We start from the raw sequence: 19,255 nt of genomic DNA on the forward strand, positions 1-19,255 counted from the left end.
AGCCACACCTTGTGGCGCATACTACCCAAAAGCAATTTCCATACATGGACCCAAACATCGCTGCTGAAAACCATGCAAGATGACTCTTTGCCAAGCTGGCTGCCGCGCCTGGCCGTGCAGCGCGGCCCCCGTTTTCTGCAGATTGCGGATGCCTTGCAGGCAGCGGTGGCGGACGGATCGCTGAAACCGGGTGACCGCCTGCCTCCGCAGCGCCTGCTGGCAGCGCAGCTGGATGTGGACCTGACGACCATCACCCGCGCCTACGACGAGGCCCGGCGGCGCCACCTGCTGGAGGGACGCGGCGCGCGAGGCACCTATGTCGCGGCGCCGAAGGTCGAATGGAGCTCGGTGCTCGACCTGAGCATGAACACCCCGCCGCCGCCCGAGGGCGTGGACTTCGACGACATGCTCAAACAGGGCTTGTCGCAGGTATTGATGAGGGCCGATGCCCAGCTGCTGATGACCTACCACCTGGGCGGGGGCAGCGACTCCGACCGCAAGGCCGCAGCCCAATGGCTGGAGCCGATGTTTGGAAGTCTGGATGACCGGCAGGTCGTTGTCTGCCCCGGGGCGCAGGCGGCGATCGCCGCCCTGATTCTTGCGCTGACCGCGCCGGGCGACGTGATCCTGGCGGAGCCCGCCAGTTATCCCGGCCTGCGTGCCGCAGCGGCCCAGTTCGGCCGGCGCATCCTGGCGGTGCAGGCGGACAGGCAGGGGATGGTGCCGGAGATGCTGGAGCAGGCCTGCCGCGAGCACAGGCCGGCGCTGGTCTACCTCAATCCGACACTGCAGAACCCGACCGCCATCACCATGTCGGAAGGCCGGCGCAAGCAGCTGGCCAGCGTGGCCAGGCGCTGCCAGGTGCGCATCGTCGAGGACGACCCCTACTGGCTGCTGGCCGACGCCCCGCCGCCGCCCATTGCCGCATTCGCCCCGCAGCAGGTGTACTACATCTCGACCCTGTCCAAATGCCTGACGCCCGGCCTGCGCGTGGCCTTCGTGCTCATGCGCGACCCGCATGAACGCCAGCGCTTCCTGGTGGCGCTCAGGTCCTTTGCGCTGATGGCCACCCCCGTGACGGCCGCGCTGGCCACGCAGTGGATCCTCGATGGTTCGGCCGGGCAATTGATGGACGGCGTGCGCAAGGAGGCGCGCCTGCGCCACCGGATGGCCAGGGACATCCTGGCGGGGCGGTACAGCGGCGCCGGGGACGGCCTGCATGTATGGCTGGAGCTGCCGGGGTACTGGACTTGCGCTCAGCTGGCACGTGCCGCCGACAGCGAGGGCATCGCCGTCACGCCCGCGCAGGCATTCGCCACCGGCAGCGAATCCGTGAATGCCATCCGCATCTCCCTGGGCAGCATCAAGGACCGAGGACGCCTGCACGCCGGTCTTCAACGGCTGTCCCATCTGCTTGCACGGCTGCCGGAGTCGTTCAGCGCTGCCGTGGTGTAGCCGCGCCGGTCGCGGGAGCACGGCTTGCGGCCGCAGCCGCAGCCGCAGCCGCAATCGCAATCACGAGCGCGGCCACGACCAGCACTGCCGCGACTGCGAACGTGATCCGCATCGCGTGGGCAATGGCCCCGGGATGCGCCGCGGCGATGTCGGCCGTCCCTGACGCGAACGCGAACACCATCCCCATCACGGATGCCCCGGTGACGAGCCCGAGGTTGCGCGACAGCCCGAGCATGCCCGACATCACGCCACGCTGGTCCGCAGCGACATCGGCCATGACGGCCGTGTTGTTGGCGGCCTGGAACAGCTGGTAGCCAGGGGTCAGGACGGCGATGGCGGCAACGTAGCCCGCAACACCGAACATCGCCGCAAGCACGGACAGGGCGAATGCGCCCGCCGCCATGGCGATGAGTCCGGCGATGACCATGGGGGCAGCGCCCAGGCGATCGACGACACGGCCGGCCGGGACACCGCTCAGGATGGCGATGAACGGGCCCACCGACATCACGAGCCCGACCGTGGTTTCGTCAAGCCCGAGCCCGCGAGACAGATAGAACGGCCCGACCACCAGCGTCACCATCATCACCGTCGAGACGAGCGCATTCATGGCCAGGCTCGCGCTGAAGCCCGGATCGCGGAACCGCTCCAATCGGATCAATGGCGATGCGGCTGCCGCCTGGGCCCTCGCGAAGAGCACGACGCCGAAGGCCGCGGCCGACAGCAAAGCCCCGTTGAGCGAACCGAAGCTTGCGCGCCCCAGCGTCATGGCGAGTGCATAGGCCACAAGCGTCAGAGCGAGCAGCAAGGTGCCCAGGTGGTCGAAGCGCGCCCGATCCGCCTGCGCCCCTTGGCGATGCACGGGCAGGTATCGATGCGCGAGAAGGAATGTCAGGACGCCCAGCGGCAGGTTGATGAGGAAGATGGCCCGCCAGCCGGGTCCGGCGATCAGATATCCGCCGAGTGCTGGACCGAGGGTGGTGCCCATCGCGGACATCGTTCCGAGCAGGCCCATCGCGCTACCGGTCCTCGCCTTCGGAACCGTCTCGGCGACCAGCGCCATGGAGAGGGCCATCATGATGGCCGCTCCCAGGCCCTGCACCGCCCGGGCGGCAATCAACAGCCAGAGATTGGGGGCCAGGCCGCAAAGGACCGAGGCCAGCGTGAACAGGACGATGCCGGCCAGCAGCAGCCGTCGGCGGCCCAGGACATCGCCCAGCCGGCCGGCGCTGACGGTCAGGGCGGTGATGGCCAGCAGATAGGCCAGGACGATCCACTGGACCTGCTGGAAGGACGCGTTGAACGCCTGCGCGAAGGTGGGCAATCCCACGTTGGCGATGCTGGTGCCCAGGGAGGACAGCAGCATGGACAGCGAAAGGCCGGCCAGCACCCACCGGACCGGCGGCCCCTGTTGCGCACCGCCGGCCCCTGCCCCACCTGTTCCGGCACCGATCGGTTTCGACGTGGACTTCATCTTTGGCGACTCCCATATTCAAGTTCTCAGGAGCCTAGTGCCGCGCCTGGCATGGCGGAAGGCGCACTGCTCTCACTTTATTCATGCGTTTGACGCCATGTCACTACCCGCTGTGCTACGGTCAATCCATGCCGAAGCCCGATCTCAACCTGCTTGTCACCCTGGATGTGCTCCTTGCGGAGGGAAACGTTGCGCGCGCGGCCCAGCGGTTGCGGCTGAGCCCGTCGGCAATGAGCCGGGCGCTGGCGCGGCTGCGTGAGACCACCGGCGATCCGCTGCTGGTCAGGGCCGGGCGGGGTCTCGTTCCCACACCGCGAGCGCTTGAGCTGCGCGAGCGGGTCAGCCAGCTGGTGCAGGACACGGAAGCTGTTCTGCGCCCTGCCGGGCAGCCCGACCTCGGACAACTGGTGCGCACGTTCACGCTGCGCACCAGTGAAGGCTTCGTGGAGAATTTCGGACCGGACCTCATTGCCCGCGTGGGCCAGCAAGCGCCCGGCGTACGGCTTTGCTTCGTGCAAAAGACCAACAAGGACAGCGGCCCGCTTCGCGACGGGACGGTCGACCTGGAAACCGGCGTTGTCGCAAGCACGATAGGTCCGGAGGTGCGCGCGCAGGCGCTGTTCCGAGACCGTTTCATCGGCGTCGTGCGCCAGGGCCATCCGCTGAGCCAGGGCGAGATCACACCCGCGCGCTATGCGAGCGGCAGGCATATCCTGGTGTCCCGGCGGGGGCAGGAAAAGGGGCCCATTGATGAAGCCTTGAATGCGCTCGGCCTGCAGCGGCAGATCGTTGCGACCGTCGGCGGCTTTTCCAGCGCGCTGGCCCTGGCCCGCGCCAGCGACCTGATCGCCAGCGTTCCCGAACGGCACACCGGCAACCTGCGCGCGCAAATGCACAGCTTCCCCCTTCCGGTCTCCATGCCGCAGATCACGGTTTCATTGCTCTGGCATCCCAGGCTGCATGCCGATCCTGCGCACCGCTGGCTGCGCGGGTGCGTACGGGAGATTTGCGCAAAGGCTGATTCGCCATGAGCGCCCGCAGCCAGCGGGCTGCCATCGCCGCTCCCATGCACCCATGCAGATACCCATGCAGATGGGCCAGCCCATCAGCAGACCAAGGCTGACCAGCGCCAGATGCAGCAGGCGCTGGAGGCCGGGATGGTTACATATGCAACAACGGGTTGCACACCTACGTGGACCGTCCCGCGCAGGCCATACCATCGCCGGCCTACAACACAGAAAGGCGCGAGGTTATGCAGGAGAGTTCTCTGGAGTGCTTCCTCTATCACAGTCAGTTGGCACCAGGGGCCGACACCACCTGCATCGCGGGCATCATCAAGACCGCACGCTCCTTCAACGGGTCGGCCGGGATCACGGGCATGCTGGTTTTCGACGGGGAACGTTTCTTTCAGTATGTCGAAGGGCCGGCACGGCAATTGGGTTTGCTGGTGGAGTCCATCTCGCGCGACGAAAGACATATCAACTTCACGCCGATGTTCCCGCAAACGCGCATTGATCAAAGGCGTTTCGCCAAGTGGTCCATGGCCTATGTGATTGTGGAAGATGCAGAACATCTGGGCACGATTTCCAAGCTTGAAGGCCCTGGTGCGCTGGCCAAATTGCAGGAGCTGTTGCCGCTGCTGGATGTTCAGTAATTCCTTCGGCCAAAGCGGAGCGGGATTTTCATGATGTGGGTTCACTGAGGCAGGAAATCGATGCTCACCCGTTGGACTACCGAATCCGAGAAAGAGCAACTGCTCGGACTTCAGACCGCTGAAATCCTGGACATGACCGCCAGACGGGAATTTCAGCGCATCACCCAGCTGACCAGCCAGATGTTCATGGTGCCGATTGCCATCATCACGGTTCTGGACGAGCACAGGCAATGGTTCAAGGCGCCCGTAGGTGTGGACATGGACGGCAGCCTGCGCACGGACGCCTTCTGCGACCACACCATCAGAAACGAAGGAATCATGGTGATTCCTGACACGCACCTTGACCGCAGGTTCTCAGGCAATGCGCTGGTAACCGGCCAACCGAACATCAGGTTCTATGCCGGCGTTCCCCTGATCATGAAATCCGGCCATGCCATCGGCAGCCTGTGCATCATCGATACCCGACCCAGAACCTTCTCTGAAGAGCAAGGCCGGCAACTGGCCGCCATGGCTGCGATAGTGCAGGCTCAGATCCAATACCATCACAGCATTGGAAAAGTAGACGAGGTCACGGGCTTGCACAATCGCTCGCAGCTCCAGTCCGACCTGAACAGCCTTTGCATTGTGGCCCCGCAGGAGGCACGCAGCCTGGTATTGATGGAAGCGATCAACCATTGCAGCCTGCTGGAAATGAGCAATGCGCTGGGCTTGAACTATGTCGAGCAGCTCCTGCGTGACATTGCGAAGGCCGTCACGGACATGACGGGACCGCACGCAACCGTGTACCACGTGGGCTTGGCCAGGTTTGCATGGATCATCAGCGCAGGCAGGCAAGAAGATGAAGAGGCCCTGGTCAGGCAATTGCTGAAACACCTGCAAAAGCCCATCACCAGTGCCGATCTCCGGTTCGAACTTCAGCCCCGGGCAGGCGTGGTGCGGTTCCACCTGGCCCAGGCCGAGGTCGATGATGTCATTCGCAAGGCCATGGTGTCCGTGCAGCAGGCTGGCCACAACCATCGGTCACTTCACCGCTATGAGGAGAACGAGGACAGCCGCCAGCGAAGATCCTATCGGCTATTGCGGGACTTTGGGCATGCGCTGGACAAGGGGCAGCTGCGGCTGGTGTACCAGCCCAAATTCGACAACCGCAGTTTCAGCTGCAAGGGGCTGGAGGCGCTCATCCGCTGGAAGCACCCGGAAATGGGGGAAATCCCGCCCAGCGAATTCATCCCCCTGGTGGAAGCCACGCCGTTGATCCATGGCCTGACGCGGTTCGTGATCAAAACGGCGCTGGCGCAGGTTGCGGCCTGGAAAGCGGAAAGTCTCGACCTCCAGGTCTCCATCAATGTCTCGCCGCGCAATCTGGACGAGGTCGATTTTCCGGACTACCTCAACGCCATGTGCAGTCAATATGGCGTTGCCCTGGAAAATATCGTGATCGAGTGCACCGAAAGCGATGTGCTGACAGGCCACGGCACGGTCCAGGCGCTTCAGCACATCAGAAAACTCGGAATCCAGGTCGCACTGGATGATTTTGGTGCCGCCTACTCCAATCTTGCGTCACTCAAGAATCTGCCTGCCGAGATATTGAAGATAGACCGCTCCATGGTCTGCGACGTCGATACCAATGAACGGGCGCTGGCCGTGCTCAAATCCATCATGACCATGGCCTCGGACCTTGGCTACCGCCTCGTGGCAGAAGGCGTTGACAGCGCCGAAGTCTTCGATCTGCTGGTTTCGCTGGGGTTCGATGAGATACAGGGCTACTATTTCAGCAGGCCCATAGAGGCATCGGAAATCAGGAAATTCGTCGAAGAGCGCAATCGATACGCACAGGGAAAATGAAGGGCCTTGGCCATGGCATGCCGGGCGCAGGCGCAGGCAATTGGCGGGACGACTGTAGGCAGTCTCCTCACCGTGGCGCTGGATCGGCTGACATGGCTTTGCTTGGTTTTCCGATCTCGCCGCTGCCGGGCTGCACTCCTAATGAGGGCTTCAAATTTTGTTTTCCAGGAGTTCTCTATGACAGGTCTCAAGACGCTGAAGATGGGTTTGATCGCAACCGCGCTGATCGCAGCCACGGCCTCGACCAGCTGGGCACAGCCCGTGGCGGGCACTACCACCTTGGGCGTGGCGGCCACCGAAGTCCAGGCCGTGGCCACGGGCTGGAGCCTGAAGAAGTCCGTGCTGGGCAAGAGCGTCTACAACGAGGAAGGCAAGGCCGTGGGCAAGATCGACGACGTGATCGTCGCACCCGACAAGGCGGTCTCCTACGCCATCGTCGGCGCCGGCGGCTTCCTGGGCATGGGCAAGCATGACGTGGCCATTCCGGTGAACCAGTTCCGCGTGGAAAACAACAAGATCACGCTGCCCGGCGCCACCAAGGACGCGCTGAAGGCGCTGCCCAAATTCGAGTACGCCAAGAAGTAAGCCGGGCGCGCGCCCTGCTTCTTTGACAAGCCCTGCGTTGCAGGGCTTTTTCGTGGGCGGCCGTGCAGGACCATATGATCGCGGCGGATCAGATTCATACCAAAAAATATCCGCGAGTCAATGAAAACAATCGTCGCCGTATCCTTGGGAATATCGCTGTGCATTCAGGCATTGCCCTGCCTTGCAGACAACAGCAATGGAAAGCAGCTCTACCTGTCCAGATGCGCCATGTGCCACGGGGCAGACGCCAAGGGTACGGGCCCGCTGGCCAACAAGAGCAATCCACCCACCCCCGACCTGGCGACCGCCGCGTTCAGAAAAAGGCTCCATGACTATCCGGGCGTGATCGTCTCGTCCGTCATTCTTCGCCCCAATGGCGACCTGATTCCCAGGACCTTGCGGGAAAACGGGGTGAAGGTGCCGCCCCATGCCTGGACCGTGAAGGATTTCCGCGACCTCAATGAATACTTCAGTGGCCTGGTTGCGAAGAAGTAGCCCTATATATCGAGTTTCTGCGCGCGCATATGCTCGCGCACCGCATCGACCAGGATGCTGGCCAGCCGGTCCACGGGCGCTGGCGCATCGAGCGTGGCACGGCCCAGGATCAGATCCATGGACGGCAGGGCCGGCAGGCCCAGGGCCTGCGCATCCAGCGGCTTGACGTGCGCGGGCAGGCCGAACGGCGTGCGCACGGACAGGCCCAGGCCTGCAGCCGTGGCGGCCCAGACGGCGGACAGGCTGGCACTGTTGAAGGCATGGCGCCAGGCCATGCCCTTCTTGTCCAGCGCAGCCGTCACGATGTCCCGCAAGGGGCAAGGCGCATCGAGCATGGCCAGGGGCAGCACGTCGTCGTCCTGCGCTGCACCACTGCGCCAGCGTGCCCAGCCGGCGTCGGCCGCGTCCATGGATGCCGGGCCAATCCACTGGAGCGGCAGCCGCATGATGTGCTCCCCATGCACGCACGCGTGGTTCACGCCCGCATCCCATAGCAGGGCCAGGTCGAATTGCCCGAGGGCGATGCGCTCGCGCAGTTCATCGCTGCGGGCCACGCTGGCTTCGATGCGCACATGGGGATGGGCGCGCGCGAACTGCCCCAGCACATGGGGCAGCACGCTTTCGCCCAGGTCCTCCTGCAGGCCCAGGCGCACCAGGCCGCGCAGTTCGCTGCCGCGCACGGCCGCCACGGCGCGGTCGTTGAGTTCGAGCAGGCGCAGCGCGTAGCCGCGCAGGGTTTCTCCGGCCTCCGTCAGCACCAGCCCCCGGCCGGACTTGCGCAGCAAGGGCGTGCCGCATTGGGATTCCAGCTTCTTGAGCTGGGCGCTGACGGCCGAGGTGGAGCGGCCGAGCTTGTCCGCAGCGCGGGCAAAACTGCCCAGTTCGACGCCGGTGCAAAACGTGCGCAGCACATCCAGGTCATAGAGCACACGTGTCATTGCCAAGCCTTCATCGTGCTGAAAAACTGGATTGTAGATACGAAATTATGTGATTTTCAGGATGGTTGGGGCTGACCATACTGCCGGCCATGACCTCTTCTCCTGCCGGCCGCAGCGCCAATCCCAGCCCCTTGGCTTCCCCCCGCCCGCCCCGCCACCGATGGAAGGTGCTGGCCGCTGGCGTCATCGCCAACGCCGCGTTTTCCGTGGCTTTCAGCGGCATTCCCATGACGGCCATCCTCATGCGTTCGGGCTACCAGCTGGACACGCAGACGCTGGGCCTGGCGCTGGGGCTGATGGGCCTGGGCATTGCGCTCAGCGAACTGCCCTGGGGCCTGCTGACGGACCGCTGGGGCGACCGGCCGGTGCTGCTGCTGGGCCTGTGCGGCACGGCCTTGGCCCTGGCGGCGATGGCGCTCTGGGCCTCGCCATCGCCGGACCATATCCCTTCGTTCGGCCTGCTGGCCGGCGGGCTGGTGCTGGTGGGGCTGCTGGGCGGCAGCGTCAACGGTGCCAGTGGCCGGGCCGTCATGGGCTGGTTTGCCGAAGGCGAGCGCGGCCTGGCCATGAGCATCCGCCAGACCGCAGTGCCCTTGGGCGGCGCCATTGGCGCCCCCTTGCTGACCGGCCTGGCCACGCATGCAGGCTTTGCCGCCGTCTATGGCGTGCTGGCGGCGCTGTGCCTGGCGGCGGCGGTGTTTGCAGCGCTGTGGATTCAGGAGCCATCGCATGCCCCGGCCTCAGGCAAGGCCGCTGCGCCAGGCCGGGCCGGGCCATCCGCGCCAGGGCCCCTGCGCGATCGGCAAGCCTGGCGCATGGCCGCCGGCATCGGCATCCTGTGCGCCCCGCAGTTCGCCGTGCTCTCGTTCGGAACGGTGTTTCTGCATGACCATGCCCACCTGGGGCTGGGCGTGGCGGCGGCTGTCATGTCGGCCGTGCAGCTCGCCTCCATGGCCCTGCGCATCTGCAGCGGCCGCTGGACCGACAGGCGCCAGAACCGCCCGGCCTTTCTGCGCGCCTGCTGCCAGCTCACCCTGGCGTTGTTCGCGGGCATGGCGGCCCTGAGCTGGAGCAGCCATCCGGGCGCATCGGCAGTGTCGCCCGCCATGGGCCTGGTGCTGATGGTGATGCTGGGCGTGTGCGGTATCTGCGTGTCCGCCTGGCACGGCGTTGCCTACACGCAGCTGGCCGGGCTGGCCGGCGCGGCCCGCGCGGGCACGGCGCTGGGCATGGCCAATACCTCGGTGTTCGCGGTGTGCTTCCTCGTGCCGCTGGCCATTCCGCACTTGCTGTCGGCCCAGGGCTGGGGGCTGGTCTGGGCCTGCGCGGCGGCCTGCGCGGGCTGGGCCATGCATCTGTTTGCACGGGCCGGGGTGGCCGGCAACCCCGGGGCCACGCAGGGGGCGTTATTGAACGAGAATACCGGCTGTCTTCCCACGGCCTCCTCGCACCGACCATGACCATCGCCCACTGGCTTGTTTTCTGCGGCGTCTCGCTGCTGATGTGCTTCACTCCCGGCCCGGCAGTGCTGCTAGCCATCTCCAACTCGGTGGACGTGGGCGCCAGGCGAACGGCCCTGAGTTCGCTGGGCAGCTCGGTGGGCATCTTCGTGGTCTCCGGGCTGGCCATGATCGGCATGGGCACCATTCTCAGCATGTCGGCCCACGCATTTCTGGTCATGAAGGTGGCAGGCGCCATGTACCTGATCTGGCTGGGCGTCAAGCGCTGGCGCAGCAAGGACGCGCTGCTGGGCAGCGACGCCGGCCTGGCGCCTGCCCACCGGCGTGAACGCGGGAACTGGCAGTTGGTGGCGCAGGGCCTGGGCGTGTCGCTGACCAATCCCAAGGCCATCCTGTTCTTCTCCGCGCTGTTCCCGCAATTCGTCATCCCGGGCGAGCCGCTGCTCACGCAGTACCTGGTGCTGACCACCACGTTCGCGGTCTGCGCCCTGATCTCGCACGCCTGCTATGTGCTGCTGATCTCCATGATCAAGGGCCACGTGCTGGCGCACGCCAGGCTGTTCAACCGCATCGTGGGCGGCACCTTCATCGCGCTGGGCCTGGGATTGCTCAGGACGCGGCACAAGCTGGGCTGAGTGCGGGCCAGGGCTTCGCACTGGCCGTTCAACAGCTGTCGGATCAACCCGGCAAGCCCAGCCGCTCGCTCACCACCCGCTTGATCAGCTGCTCTGCAAAGCGCGTGACGCGGGTGGACGGGCGTGCGCGCGGAATGGCCAGCACCAGGCGGTTGCGCACGACGGGCGAGATGATCTGCGCGATCGACAGCTGCGACGGCGAGGCCGTGCCCTGGATGGCGCTCAGCGGCAGCACGGAGTCGCCCATGCCCCGGGCCACCAGCGAGAGCACGGTGTGCACGGAATCGACCTCGGCCAGCATGTGCAGCGGCACGCCGCGCGGCACGGTGTAGCTCTCCAGCAGCTTGCGCAGCGCGTTGGGGCCGCGCGCCATGACGAGCTTGCGCTGGGACAGCGCCGCCATGCGGACCTTGGCGGGCAGCGCATGCCTGCTGACCAGCACCAGCGGCTCGCGCAGCAGGGTCTCCGTGGTGATCTGCGGCGAGTGCGGGGGATCGAACAGCAGGGCCATGTCCACGCGCCCGGCGATCAGCCATTCGCGCAGGCTGATGCTCAGGTTCTCCTCGATGGAGATGGTGACGTCGGGGTACTGCTGCAAAAAGCCCTGCACCAGGTCTGCGGCGATGGAGCGCGCCACCCAGGGCGGCAGGCCGATGCTGATGCGCCCGCGCGGGCTGCGCAGCCGGTCCTGCATGTCCGATTCGGCCTGCGCGGCCAGCGCAAAGATGCCGGCCGCATGCTGCAGCAGCGCCTGGCCCGGCTCGGTCAGCACCACGCCGCGCCCGGTGCGCTCCAGCAGCCGCTGTCCCAGCTCCCCCTCCAGCAACAGCACCTGTCGGCTGAGGGCCGGTTGCGACAAATGCAGGGCGGCGGCGGCGCGGCTGAAGCTGCCGGCCTCGGCCACCGCAGCGAAATAGCTCAGGCGCGTCAGGTCCATGGTTCTCCTTGGCAAGGGCTTTCAGCATGCTTTTGGCTGATAGCAGGTATCAGCCAAGTCTATGCCTCATTCGCGGCAAGCCCGACCACAATCGCCACAAGCCTTCGCTGTCGCTGCCTTGTTGCAAAGCCCCATGCCTGAACTCACCTACGCCCTGTCCCCCTCCAAGCCCGCGCTGCAGCTGCCTGCGGGCGCCTGCGATACCCATGTGCATGTGTTCGGTCCCGGCACCCAGTTTCCCTATGCGGCCGGGCGCAGCTTCACCCCGGCGGACGCGGGCAAGCACACGCTGTTTGCACTGCACCGCCACCTGGGCGTGTCGCGCTGCGTGATCGTGCAGTCCGCCTGCCACGGCCTGGACAACAGTGCGGTGCAGGACGCGATTGCCGCCGGTGGCGGCAACTACCTGGGCGTGGCGCTGGTGGCCGCCGATGTGTCCGATGGCGAGCTGGCGCGGCTGGCGGGTGCGGGGTTCCGGGGCGTGCGCTTCAACTTCATGCGGCACCTGGCCGGCGCCTGCATTGAAGACGTTCTGGCACTGACCCCGCGCCTGGCCACGGCCGGCCTGCATCTGCAGGTGCATTTCGAAAGCAGCCTGGTGCATACGGTGGGCCGGCAGTTGCAGGCCAGTGCCGTGCCCGTGGTGATCGACCACATGGGGCGCGTGGATGCGCGCCTGGGCGCAGGGCATGCAGATTTCCAGGCGCTGATGCAGCTGCTGGCCGACCAGCCGCAGTTCCACGTCAAGGTCAGCGGCGTGGACCGCATCGACAGCCAGCCGCCCTATGCCCAGGGCAAGCCGCTGGCGCGCCTGCTGGTGGAGCGCTTTCCCACGCAATGCCTGTGGGGCACGGACTGGCCCCACCCCAACCACACGCATGTGCCCGACGACGGCCTGCTGGTCGATGCGCTGGCCGACATCGCGCCCACGCCAGCGCTGCGGCAGGCCCTGCTGGTGGACAACCCGCAGGGGCTGTACCGGTTCTGAGGATCGCACAAGGCGCCTGTCGCCTGTGGCTCATCGCCCGTCGCCCTGCCCACAGATACCCATAAAAGGAGACATCCATGACAAGCATCCCTTCCACCCGCCGCAGGCGCTGCCTGTCCATGGCGCTGGCGGCCCTGGCGCCCCTCGCTGCCCTGGTTTGCGCCGCATGGCCCGCGCCTGCGCCCGCGCAGCCGCAGATGACGCGCATCGTCGTGGCCTTTCCGCCGGGCGGCCCGGTGGACTTCGTGGCGCGCACGCTGGCCGAGCAGTTGGGCAAGGAGCTGGGCAGCATCGTCGTGGTCGAGAACAAGGCCGGTGCCAACGGCGCCATTGCGGCCGAATACGTATCGCGCGCACAGCCGGACACGCGCACGCTGTGGCTGACCAGCGTGGGCGCCGTGGCCATCAACCCGGCGCTGTACCCCAAGCTCGGCTACAAGCCGGCCACCGACCTCGCACCGGTGTCGCTGGTGGTCAGCAACGTGGAGATGCTGGTGGTCAACGCCAAGGCGCCCTACGGCAACGGCGCGCAGTTCGTGGCAGCCGCACGCCAGGCCCGTACACCGCTGACCATGGCCTCGTCCGGCACGGGCAGCGTGCCGCACCTGGCCATGGAATTGCTCAAAGAGCATGCGGGCATCCAGCTCGCCCACATTCCCTACAAGGGCGCCGCGCCCGCCATCACGGATGTGGTGGCGGGCCATGTCGATGGTTTCTTTGGCGACATTCCCGGGCTGATCGGACAGATCTCCGCCGGCAAGCTCAAGCCCGTTGCCATTGCCGCCAGCCGGCGCCACCCGCGCTTTCCCGAGGTCAGGACCTTTGCCGAGATCGGCATCACCGGCGTGGATTCGGACAACTGGTACGCCCTGTTCGCCCCCAAGGGTACGCCAGCGGCCGAGACCGAAAAAATGAGCCAGGCCGTGCAGCGAGCGCTGAACACGTCCTCGGTCAAAAGCCGCCTGGAAGCCTCTGGCACCGAAGTCGTGGGCAGCACGCCGGCCGAACTGGCCAGGGCGCTGCAGGCCGACACCCTCAAATGGAGCCGCGTGGTACGCGCCAACGGCATCACCCCCGACTGAAGCGAGCCCCCATGAGAATCCAACCCGTACTCCCCGGAACCCGCCCCGAACTGGCGGCTGTGGAATCGCGCATCCTGGCCGAACGCGGCCGCATTTCCGAGCTGTACCAGGTGCTGCTCAACAGCCCGCCCATCGCCCACGGATGGGAGCAGATGCTGTCGGCCGTGCGCAATCGCAGCAGCCTGGATGCAGGGCTGCGCGAGCTGGTCATCCTGCGCGTGGCCGTGCTCAACGGCGCGCCCTATGAATTCAATGCCCATGTACCCCATGCCCACAAGGCGGGCAAGAGCGATGCGGCCATCGAGGCGACCCGCAGCATCCCCTGCGCCGCGGATGCGCCGTGGACCGAGCAAGAGCACCTTGCCATCCGCCTGACCGATGCCATGACGCGCGACATCACCGTCGCCGACGCGCTGTTCGCCCAGGTGCAGGCCCGCTTCAGCGCGCAGGAACAGGTGGACCTGGTGGCCACCATCGCGGCCTACAACATGGTCTCGCGCTTTCTCACCGCATTCCATATCGGGCACTGAAGGCATGGCTGATTCCCGCATACCTGCCGACTGCCTGCTGCTGCAATGGACGATGGCAGCGCCCTGCCTGGCAAGCGCCAAGGCATTCGCAAGAAGCGCCTACGGTCCTGCGTTTGGCGACGCCCTCACCCAGGCGGCAGGCCTGGGCGTGCGCCTGACCGTCCAGCGATTCGCCTGGTCGGCCAGCACGGGGCGCATCTACGTCTATGTGGAGCTGCCGGGCCGCATGGGCGTCTCGCGGCCTGCAGTGCTTGCCGTGCAGGCGGCGGCGCAGGCCATGCTGCCGGCCGCATCAAACCTTGCGGCGTCCAGGCTGACGCTGGCCTTCGACCGGCCCGGCGCCTCGCACGGGCAGCAGCGCCATGCCCACTACACGGTGGAGATGGACCCGGCCGAAGGCTGGGCGCCCGAGATCTTTCGCTGGTACGACGAAGAACACATGCCGGGCCTGGCCGCCGTGCAGGGCAACATCCATTCACGCCGCTACCTGAACCACGACGGCGGCCCGCTGTCCCTGGCCTGCTATGACCTGCAAAACCCCGAGGTGCTGGGCTGCCCGGCCTGGCTGCAGGTGCGCGCCACGGCCTGGAGCGACATCACGCGGCCGCATTTCACGCACACCGTGCGCACCATGTTCGCGACCGTGGACGCGGGGGATGGGGCCTGGCCGCCCTATTGAACGCCCTATTGAGCGCCCTATTGAGCGCCCTGCCCGGGAATCAGCAGCAGCTTGCCCACGCTCTGGCCCGACTCCATGCGCCGGTGCGCCTGCGCGGCCTCGGCCAGCGGCCAGGTGCTGTCGATCACGGGGCGGATGGTGCCGGCAGCCAGCGCGGGCAGCCAGCGCTGGGCAAAGCGCCGGACCATGGCCTGCTTGACTTCGGGCGGGCGCGACTTCATCACCGTGCCGAAGATCCTCAGGTGCCTGTACAGCAGCACGTCCATGGGCACGGCCGCCGCCAGCGCGCCGCCCAGCAGGCCCACGCAGACCATGCGCCCGCCCATGGCCATCGAGCGCAGGTTGCGCTCCAGATACGGGGCGCCGATGAAGTCCACCACCACATCCACACCCTGGCCGCCGGTCTGCTCGGCCACCACGGCCTGGAAGTCTTCGCTGCGGTAGTCGATGAACACGTCGGCGCCCAGGCCCAAGACAGCCGCCCGCTTGTCGCCGCTGGCCGTGGCGAACACGCGCGCCCCGGCCGCATGCGCCAGCTGCACCGCCGCCGAGCCCACGCCGCTGCCGGCCGCGTGGATGAGCACGGCTTCGCCAGGCTGCAGTTGGGCCAGGTGGAACAGCGCCTCATGCGCCGTCACGAAGACTTCGGCCACCGCGCCGGCATCCGTCAGCGAAAGGCCCTCGGGCACATGCATGGCCATGCGGTGGTCGATGCGCGACAGCTCGGCATAGGCGCCGCCGCCCACGATGCCCATGACGCGGTCGCCCACGGCGAAGCCCTGCACCTCGGCGCCCACTTGCACCACCGTGCCGGCGATCTCCAGGCCCATGAGGTCGGATTCGCCAAAGTGGGCGCGGCCATAGGCGCCCTTGCGGTGCGAGACATCGGCACGGTTCACGCCGATGGAGGCATTGCGCACCAGAAGGTCATGGGGCCGGACTTCGGGCCGGGCCACGTCGCGGACCACGAGCACTTCGGGGCCGCCGAAATCGTCGAAAACAATGGCTTGCATGCGGGCGTCGTCATTCATGGCGAAAGAGTGTCCAAAAACAGGTTGAAGAAATGAATGCCCCGAGCTTACGACTGCCGCCAGCCGCTCGAACGCAGCGATTTCGCTCTACAGTGCTGCAAATCTGCATCACGCCAACCGCCATGAACTGGGATGACACCCGCATCTTTCTCGCCCTGACACGCGCCCCCTCCCTGCGCGCGGCCGCACGCACCCTGGGCGTGGACCAGGCCACCGTGGGCCGGCGCCTGAATGCGCTGGAGGCCGAGCTGGGCAGCAAGCTCTTCCTGCGCGCCAGGGACGGCTACCTGCTGACCGCCGCCGGCGAGGCCGCACTGGGCGCGGCGCGACGCATGGAGGTCGCGGCGCTGGACCTGCGCACGCGCATCGAAGGCCTGGACGACAGCCCGGCCGGCCTGGTGCGCGTGACCAGCACCGACTCGATTGCCACAGAATTCCTGCTGCCCGCCATCGAGCGCCTGCAGCAGCGCTGGCCCGGCATCCGCGTGGACCTGGAGGTGTCCACCCAGATGCTCAACCTGGGCCGCCGCCAGGCCGACATCGCGTTTCGCAACGTCCGCCCCGAGGCGCCCGAGCTGGTGGTGCGCCGCGTGGCGGCATGGCCGGTAGGACTGTTTGCGAGTGCCGCCTATGTGGCGCGCTTTGGCGAGCCCGTGGCCGAGGACGAACTGCGCGGCCACCACCTCGTGGTCTACGGCCCCTTCCTGGAGCAGCGGCCCGTTCCCACCATGGTGGACGTGCCCGCGCGCCAGGCCAGGATCGCCATGGCCGCCAACTCCAGCCTGCTGGTGCGCAAGGCCGTGGCGGCCGGCATAGGCCTGGGCGAAATGCCCGTGAGCATGGGCGAGCGCGAAGGCCTGCTGCGCATCTGGCCGCAGCGCCAGCGCTCGGACGACTACGAGGTCTGGCAGGTCATGCACCCCGACCTGCAGCGCACGGCCCGGGTGCGCGTCACGGCCGAGTTCCTGGCCCAGGCGCTGGGCGCGGAGCCTGCGTGATGCAGAGCTTGTCCAGGGCGGCGGCAATCACGGCGGCAGGGATGCAGGCATGCAGCGGGAGCCGATGATCGGCAGAACCTGCGCCAGCGCACCGGACAGGCTGCCCGGTGGCCACCGGCTGCGCCTTCAGTCTTGGGAAGCAGGCCTGTGCCTGTCCTTGCGCAGCATCTCCAGATAGAGCGCCTCCACCTTCTCGCGCGCCCAGGGCGTCTTGCGCAGGAACTTCAGGCTGGAGCTGACGCTGGGGTCCAGCGCAAAGCAGCGCACCGGAACCTGCCGCGCAAGCCCGGCCCAGCCGTAGCGGGCCTCCAGGGCAAGGACGATGGCTTCGAGCGTGACGCCGTGCAGCGGATTGCGGGGCTGGGCGGCGGGAGGCGGGGTTTCTTGCATGGCGCGATTTTCGCCCGCCTTTGCAGTGCTGCGGACCGCAGCTTTATTTGTAATTACATGCAACCATGCCGTAAGTTTCTGTAGCATTGTGGCGTTCCTGGCCTTCTGCTGCACTCCCCGACCATGCCCGCCCTGTCCCTTCGCCAGAAACTGCTGGCACCGCTGGTTTTCTGCCTTCTCGCGCTGCTTGCGCTCACCCTCTTCAACGCCTACCAGGCACGCGACAAGGCCTACGAGGCCCGGCAGCAGGCGCTGCGCGACTTCGTCGATGCGGGCGACAGCCTGATTGCGGCGATTGCCGCCGAGGCCAAGGCCGGCAAGCTGACAGAGGAAGAAGCCAAGGCCACCGCCATTGCCCGCGTGGGCCAGTTGCGCTATGCGGGCGGCGCAGGCTACATCACCAGCATCACCACGGATTCCGTGGTGCTGAACAATCCCGCAAGCCCGGGCATCAACGGCAAGAACATGGGCGGCTTCCAGGATGCCAAGGGCAACTACCTGTACCGCAACATTGCCGCCGTGGGCGCGTCGGCCCAGGGCAGCGGCTACCTCACGTACTGGTGGCCCCGCCCCGGCGCCAAGGAGCCCAGCGAGAAGCTGGCCTATGCCAGGCGCTCCACGGCCTGGAACTGGGACCTGATCGCTGGCGACTATGTGGACGACATCCAGCAGGCCTTTGTCGCCACCATCACCAAGTCGGTGGCGGCGCTGGCCGTGCTGGGCGCACTGCTGTCCCTGATCGCGTGGCTGGCCACGCGCAGCGTGCTCAATGCCATTGGCGGCGAGCCGGCGGTGGCGGCCGAGATTGCCAACCGCATCGCCTCGGGCGACCTGTCGCAGTCGGGGCTGGCGGGCGCAGCCCAGGCCCCCGAAGGCAGCGTGATCGCCGCCGTGCAGCGCATGAGCGAGCAGCTGCGCCAGCTGGTGACGCGCATCCATGAAACGGCCGGCGTCATCCACCGCTCGGCCGGCGAGATCGCCACGGGCAGCGTGGACCTGTCGCAGCGCACGGAGCGCCAGGCCAGTTCGCTGGAAGAAACCGCCGCCTCCATGGAGCAGCTCACGGCCACCGTGCACCAGAACGCCGAGAACGCCCAGCACGCCAGCCAGATCGCCTCGGGCGCCTGTTCCGTGGCCGAGCGCGGCGGCTCCGTGGTGGACCAGGTGGTGGCCACCATGGGCGAGATCAACAGCTCCTCGCGCCGCGTGGTGGACATCATCGGCGTGATCGACGGCATTGCCTTCCAGACCAATATCCTCGCGCTGAATGCGGCCGTGGAAGCGGCGCGCGCGGGCGAGCACGGGCGCGGCTTTGCCGTGGTGGCGGGCGAGGTGCGCACGCTGGCACAGCGCAGCGCCTCGGCCGCGCGCGAGATCAAGACGCTGATCCAGACCTCGGTGGACAGCGTGGACGCCGGCGCCACCCTGGTGGACCAGGCCGGGCAGACCATGCGCGAAGTGGTCACCACGGTGCGCAACATCACAGGCATCGTGACCGAGATCGCCTCGGCCAGCCGCGAGCAAAGCACCGGCATCGAGCAGGTGGGCCATGCCGTGACCGACATGGACCGCGTGACCCAGCAGAACGCCGCACTGGTCGAGCAGTCCTCGGCTGCCACCCAGGTGCTGCAGGAAGAATCGGAGAAGCTGTCGCGCCTGACGGCTTCGTTCAAACTCTAGAGCCGGCTCTGCCCTCCCTGCCTCCCCTTTCCTTTCCTCCCCTTCTTCCATCCCCATGATCACCTGCTACCTGCGCTACATCATCGACCCGTTCAAGGCCAAGGAATTCGAGGAGTACGGCAAGACCTGGATTCCGCTGGTCGAGAAGTTCGGCGGCAAGCACCACGGCTACTTCCTGCCGTCCGAAGGTGCCAACAATGTGGCGCTGGCCATGTTCAGCTTTCCCAGCATGGCGCTGTACGAGGAGTACCGCATCAAGTCCATGCAGGACCCCGAGTGCCAGGCCGCCTTCCGCTACGCGGAGGACACGCGCTGCATCCTCAGCTACGAGCGCAGCTTCATGCGCCCCGTGTTCGGCTGAATCTGCCCGGCGCCGCAGCCGCCCGTCGAACCGGGCAAGCG

At 66.8% G+C, this 19,255-nt stretch carries 20 protein-coding genes; 15 read left to right on the top strand and 5 right to left on the bottom strand.

Annotation, left to right across the window (positions count from 1 at the left end; genetic code table 11):
- Window positions 1–72 precede the first annotated feature (72 nt).
- Window positions 73–1,455, top strand: coding sequence for a PLP-dependent aminotransferase family protein (locus tag ACF8ML_RS17645; protein ID WP_392407542.1), 1,383 nt, complete (start codon window positions 73–75; stop codon window positions 1,453–1,455).
- On the opposite strand, the gene ACF8ML_RS17650 is transcribed toward ACF8ML_RS17645, so the two are convergent.
- Window positions 1,436–2,926 (bottom strand): MFS transporter, encoded by a 1,491-nt coding sequence (locus ACF8ML_RS17650; protein WP_392407543.1) that lies wholly within the window; start codon window positions 2,924–2,926, stop codon window positions 1,436–1,438. The two genes, ACF8ML_RS17645 and ACF8ML_RS17650, sit on opposite strands and share 20 nt — an antisense overlap.
- Window positions 2,927–3,054: 128 nt before the next feature.
- Between ACF8ML_RS17650 and ACF8ML_RS17655 the strand changes: the two genes are divergently transcribed.
- From ACF8ML_RS17655 to ACF8ML_RS17675, 5 genes are all read left to right on the top strand, one after another.
- Window positions 3,055–3,957 carry a LysR family transcriptional regulator gene (locus ACF8ML_RS17655; RefSeq protein WP_046238351.1) on the top strand — a complete coding sequence of 301 codons (903 nt, stop codon included), beginning with the start codon at window positions 3,055–3,057 and terminating at the stop codon, window positions 3,955–3,957.
- A gap of 149 nt (window positions 3,958–4,106) precedes the next feature.
- Window positions 4,107–4,580 (top strand): BLUF domain-containing protein, encoded by a 474-nt coding sequence (locus tag ACF8ML_RS17660; RefSeq protein WP_241150299.1) that lies wholly within the window; start codon window positions 4,107–4,109, stop codon window positions 4,578–4,580.
- Between the two features lie 60 nt (window positions 4,581–4,640).
- Window positions 4,641–6,425, top strand: a complete 1,785-nt coding sequence (locus ACF8ML_RS17665; protein WP_392407544.1) for a putative bifunctional diguanylate cyclase/phosphodiesterase — start codon at window positions 4,641–4,643, stop codon at window positions 6,423–6,425.
- A gap of 177 nt (window positions 6,426–6,602) precedes the next feature.
- Window positions 6,603–7,010: a PRC-barrel domain-containing protein gene (locus ACF8ML_RS17670; RefSeq protein WP_016446396.1), complete on the top strand. Its 408-nt coding sequence runs from the start codon at window positions 6,603–6,605 to the stop codon at window positions 7,008–7,010.
- Window positions 7,011–7,130: 120 nt separating this feature from the next.
- Window positions 7,131–7,505: a cytochrome c gene (locus tag ACF8ML_RS17675; protein ID WP_016446397.1), complete on the top strand. Its 375-nt coding sequence runs from the start codon at window positions 7,131–7,133 to the stop codon at window positions 7,503–7,505.
- A gap of 2 nt (window positions 7,506–7,507) precedes the next feature.
- Here the strand turns inward: ACF8ML_RS17675 and ACF8ML_RS17680 are convergent, their stop codons facing one another.
- Entirely contained in the window at window positions 7,508–8,443 is a 936-nt protein-coding gene (locus ACF8ML_RS17680) for a LysR substrate-binding domain-containing protein (protein ID WP_016446398.1), read from the bottom strand.
- A gap of 89 nt (window positions 8,444–8,532) precedes the next feature.
- On the opposite strand from ACF8ML_RS17680, the gene ACF8ML_RS17685 reads away from it, so the two are divergent.
- Together ACF8ML_RS17685 and ACF8ML_RS17690 are read left to right on the top strand one after the other, a co-directional pair.
- The gene (locus ACF8ML_RS17685) at window positions 8,533–9,903 is read left to right on the top strand and encodes an MFS transporter (RefSeq protein WP_046238365.1); all 1,371 of its coding nucleotides are present in this window, start codon (window positions 8,533–8,535) and stop codon (window positions 9,901–9,903) included.
- The gene (locus ACF8ML_RS17690) at window positions 9,900–10,538 is read left to right on the top strand and encodes a LysE family translocator (RefSeq protein ID WP_016451462.1); all 639 of its coding nucleotides are present in this window, start codon (window positions 9,900–9,902) and stop codon (window positions 10,536–10,538) included. The genes ACF8ML_RS17685 and ACF8ML_RS17690 overlap by 4 nt, the downstream gene beginning before the upstream one ends.
- Window positions 10,539–10,581: 43 nt before the next feature.
- Here the strand turns inward: ACF8ML_RS17690 and ACF8ML_RS17695 are convergent, their stop codons facing one another.
- The gene (locus ACF8ML_RS17695) at window positions 10,582–11,475 is read right to left on the bottom strand and encodes a LysR family transcriptional regulator (protein WP_016446401.1); all 894 of its coding nucleotides are present in this window, start codon (window positions 11,473–11,475) and stop codon (window positions 10,582–10,584) included.
- Between the two features lie 133 nt (window positions 11,476–11,608).
- Between ACF8ML_RS17695 and ACF8ML_RS17700 the strand changes: the two genes are divergently transcribed.
- The 4 genes from ACF8ML_RS17700 to ACF8ML_RS17715 all read left to right on the top strand — a co-directional run bounded on the left by ACF8ML_RS17700 (window position 11,609) and on the right by ACF8ML_RS17715 (window position 14,754).
- A complete protein-coding gene (locus tag ACF8ML_RS17700; RefSeq protein WP_392407545.1) occupies window positions 11,609–12,463 on the top strand; it encodes an amidohydrolase family protein in 855 nt (284 codons plus the stop codon).
- Between the two features lie 77 nt (window positions 12,464–12,540).
- Window positions 12,541–13,545, top strand: a complete 1,005-nt coding sequence (locus ACF8ML_RS17705; protein WP_047471551.1) for a tripartite tricarboxylate transporter substrate binding protein — start codon at window positions 12,541–12,543, stop codon at window positions 13,543–13,545.
- An 11-nt stretch (window positions 13,546–13,556) separates the two neighbouring features.
- Window positions 13,557–14,075: a carboxymuconolactone decarboxylase family protein gene (locus ACF8ML_RS17710; protein WP_016451460.1), complete on the top strand. Its 519-nt coding sequence runs from the start codon at window positions 13,557–13,559 to the stop codon at window positions 14,073–14,075.
- A gap of 4 nt (window positions 14,076–14,079) precedes the next feature.
- Window positions 14,080–14,754 (top strand): hypothetical protein, encoded by a 675-nt coding sequence (locus ACF8ML_RS17715; protein ID WP_154834065.1) that lies wholly within the window; start codon window positions 14,080–14,082, stop codon window positions 14,752–14,754.
- Window positions 14,755–14,771: 17 nt separating this feature from the next.
- On the opposite strand, the gene ACF8ML_RS17720 is transcribed toward ACF8ML_RS17715, so the two are convergent.
- Window positions 14,772–15,785 carry an NAD(P)H-quinone oxidoreductase gene (locus ACF8ML_RS17720; protein WP_392407546.1) on the bottom strand — a complete coding sequence of 338 codons (1,014 nt, stop codon included), beginning with the start codon at window positions 15,783–15,785 and terminating at the stop codon, window positions 14,772–14,774.
- A 122-nt stretch (window positions 15,786–15,907) separates the two neighbouring features.
- Here ACF8ML_RS17720 and ACF8ML_RS17725 point away from each other — a divergent pair, with 122 nt between their 5' ends.
- The gene (locus tag ACF8ML_RS17725; RefSeq protein WP_061289469.1) at window positions 15,908–16,783 is read left to right on the top strand and encodes a LysR family transcriptional regulator; all 876 of its coding nucleotides are present in this window, start codon (window positions 15,908–15,910) and stop codon (window positions 16,781–16,783) included.
- A gap of 126 nt (window positions 16,784–16,909) precedes the next feature.
- Here the strand turns inward: ACF8ML_RS17725 and ACF8ML_RS17730 are convergent, their stop codons facing one another.
- Window positions 16,910–17,173, bottom strand: coding sequence for a VF530 family DNA-binding protein (locus ACF8ML_RS17730; RefSeq protein WP_191625470.1), 264 nt, complete (start codon window positions 17,171–17,173; stop codon window positions 16,910–16,912).
- Between the two features lie 123 nt (window positions 17,174–17,296).
- On the opposite strand from ACF8ML_RS17730, the gene ACF8ML_RS17735 reads away from it, so the two are divergent.
- Window positions 17,297–18,853, top strand: a complete 1,557-nt coding sequence (locus tag ACF8ML_RS17735) for a methyl-accepting chemotaxis protein (RefSeq protein ID WP_392407547.1) — start codon at window positions 17,297–17,299, stop codon at window positions 18,851–18,853.
- Between the two features lie 55 nt (window positions 18,854–18,908).
- A complete protein-coding gene (locus tag ACF8ML_RS17740; RefSeq protein WP_012206218.1) occupies window positions 18,909–19,214 on the top strand; it encodes an NIPSNAP family protein in 306 nt (101 codons plus the stop codon).
- Window positions 19,215–19,255 lie beyond the last annotated feature (41 nt).

The organism is Delftia sp. WSY_10, from assembly GCF_043104705.1.
Classification (GTDB): Bacteria; Pseudomonadota; Gammaproteobacteria; order Burkholderiales; family Burkholderiaceae_C; genus Comamonas; species Comamonas tsuruhatensis.

Excerpts from the sequence above, each read along its gene's own strand:
- ACF8ML_RS17645 (WP_392407542.1), top strand. The coding sequence starts at position 73 with ATGCAAGATGACTCTTTGCCAAGCTGGCTGCCGCGCCTGGCCGTGCAG.
- ACF8ML_RS17650 (WP_392407543.1), bottom strand. The coding sequence starts at position 2,926 with ATGAAGTCCACGTCGAAACCGATCGGTGCCGGAACAGGTGGGGCAGGG.
- ACF8ML_RS17655 (WP_046238351.1), top strand. The coding sequence starts at position 3,055 with ATGCCGAAGCCCGATCTCAACCTGCTTGTCACCCTGGATGTGCTCCTT.
- ACF8ML_RS17665 (WP_392407544.1), top strand. The coding sequence starts at position 4,641 with ATGCTCACCCGTTGGACTACCGAATCCGAGAAAGAGCAACTGCTCGGA.
- ACF8ML_RS17670 (WP_016446396.1), top strand. The coding sequence starts at position 6,603 with ATGACAGGTCTCAAGACGCTGAAGATGGGTTTGATCGCAACCGCGCTG.
- ACF8ML_RS17675 (WP_016446397.1), top strand. The coding sequence starts at position 7,131 with ATGAAAACAATCGTCGCCGTATCCTTGGGAATATCGCTGTGCATTCAG.
- ACF8ML_RS17680 (WP_016446398.1), bottom strand. The coding sequence starts at position 8,443 with ATGACACGTGTGCTCTATGACCTGGATGTGCTGCGCACGTTTTGCACC.
- ACF8ML_RS17685 (WP_046238365.1), top strand. The coding sequence starts at position 8,533 with ATGACCTCTTCTCCTGCCGGCCGCAGCGCCAATCCCAGCCCCTTGGCT.
- ACF8ML_RS17690 (WP_016451462.1), top strand. The coding sequence starts at position 9,900 with ATGACCATCGCCCACTGGCTTGTTTTCTGCGGCGTCTCGCTGCTGATG.
- ACF8ML_RS17695 (WP_016446401.1), bottom strand. The coding sequence starts at position 11,475 with ATGGACCTGACGCGCCTGAGCTATTTCGCTGCGGTGGCCGAGGCCGGC.
- ACF8ML_RS17700 (WP_392407545.1), top strand. The coding sequence starts at position 11,609 with ATGCCTGAACTCACCTACGCCCTGTCCCCCTCCAAGCCCGCGCTGCAG.
- ACF8ML_RS17705 (WP_047471551.1), top strand. The coding sequence starts at position 12,541 with ATGACAAGCATCCCTTCCACCCGCCGCAGGCGCTGCCTGTCCATGGCG.
- ACF8ML_RS17710 (WP_016451460.1), top strand. The coding sequence starts at position 13,557 with ATGAGAATCCAACCCGTACTCCCCGGAACCCGCCCCGAACTGGCGGCT.
- ACF8ML_RS17715 (WP_154834065.1), top strand. The coding sequence starts at position 14,080 with ATGGCTGATTCCCGCATACCTGCCGACTGCCTGCTGCTGCAATGGACG.
- ACF8ML_RS17720 (WP_392407546.1), bottom strand. The coding sequence starts at position 15,785 with ATGAATGACGACGCCCGCATGCAAGCCATTGTTTTCGACGATTTCGGC.
- ACF8ML_RS17725 (WP_061289469.1), top strand. The coding sequence starts at position 15,908 with ATGAACTGGGATGACACCCGCATCTTTCTCGCCCTGACACGCGCCCCC.
- ACF8ML_RS17730 (WP_191625470.1), bottom strand. The coding sequence starts at position 17,173 with ATGCAAGAAACCCCGCCTCCCGCCGCCCAGCCCCGCAATCCGCTGCAC.
- ACF8ML_RS17735 (WP_392407547.1), top strand. The coding sequence starts at position 17,297 with ATGCCCGCCCTGTCCCTTCGCCAGAAACTGCTGGCACCGCTGGTTTTC.
- ACF8ML_RS17740 (WP_012206218.1), top strand. The coding sequence starts at position 18,909 with ATGATCACCTGCTACCTGCGCTACATCATCGACCCGTTCAAGGCCAAG.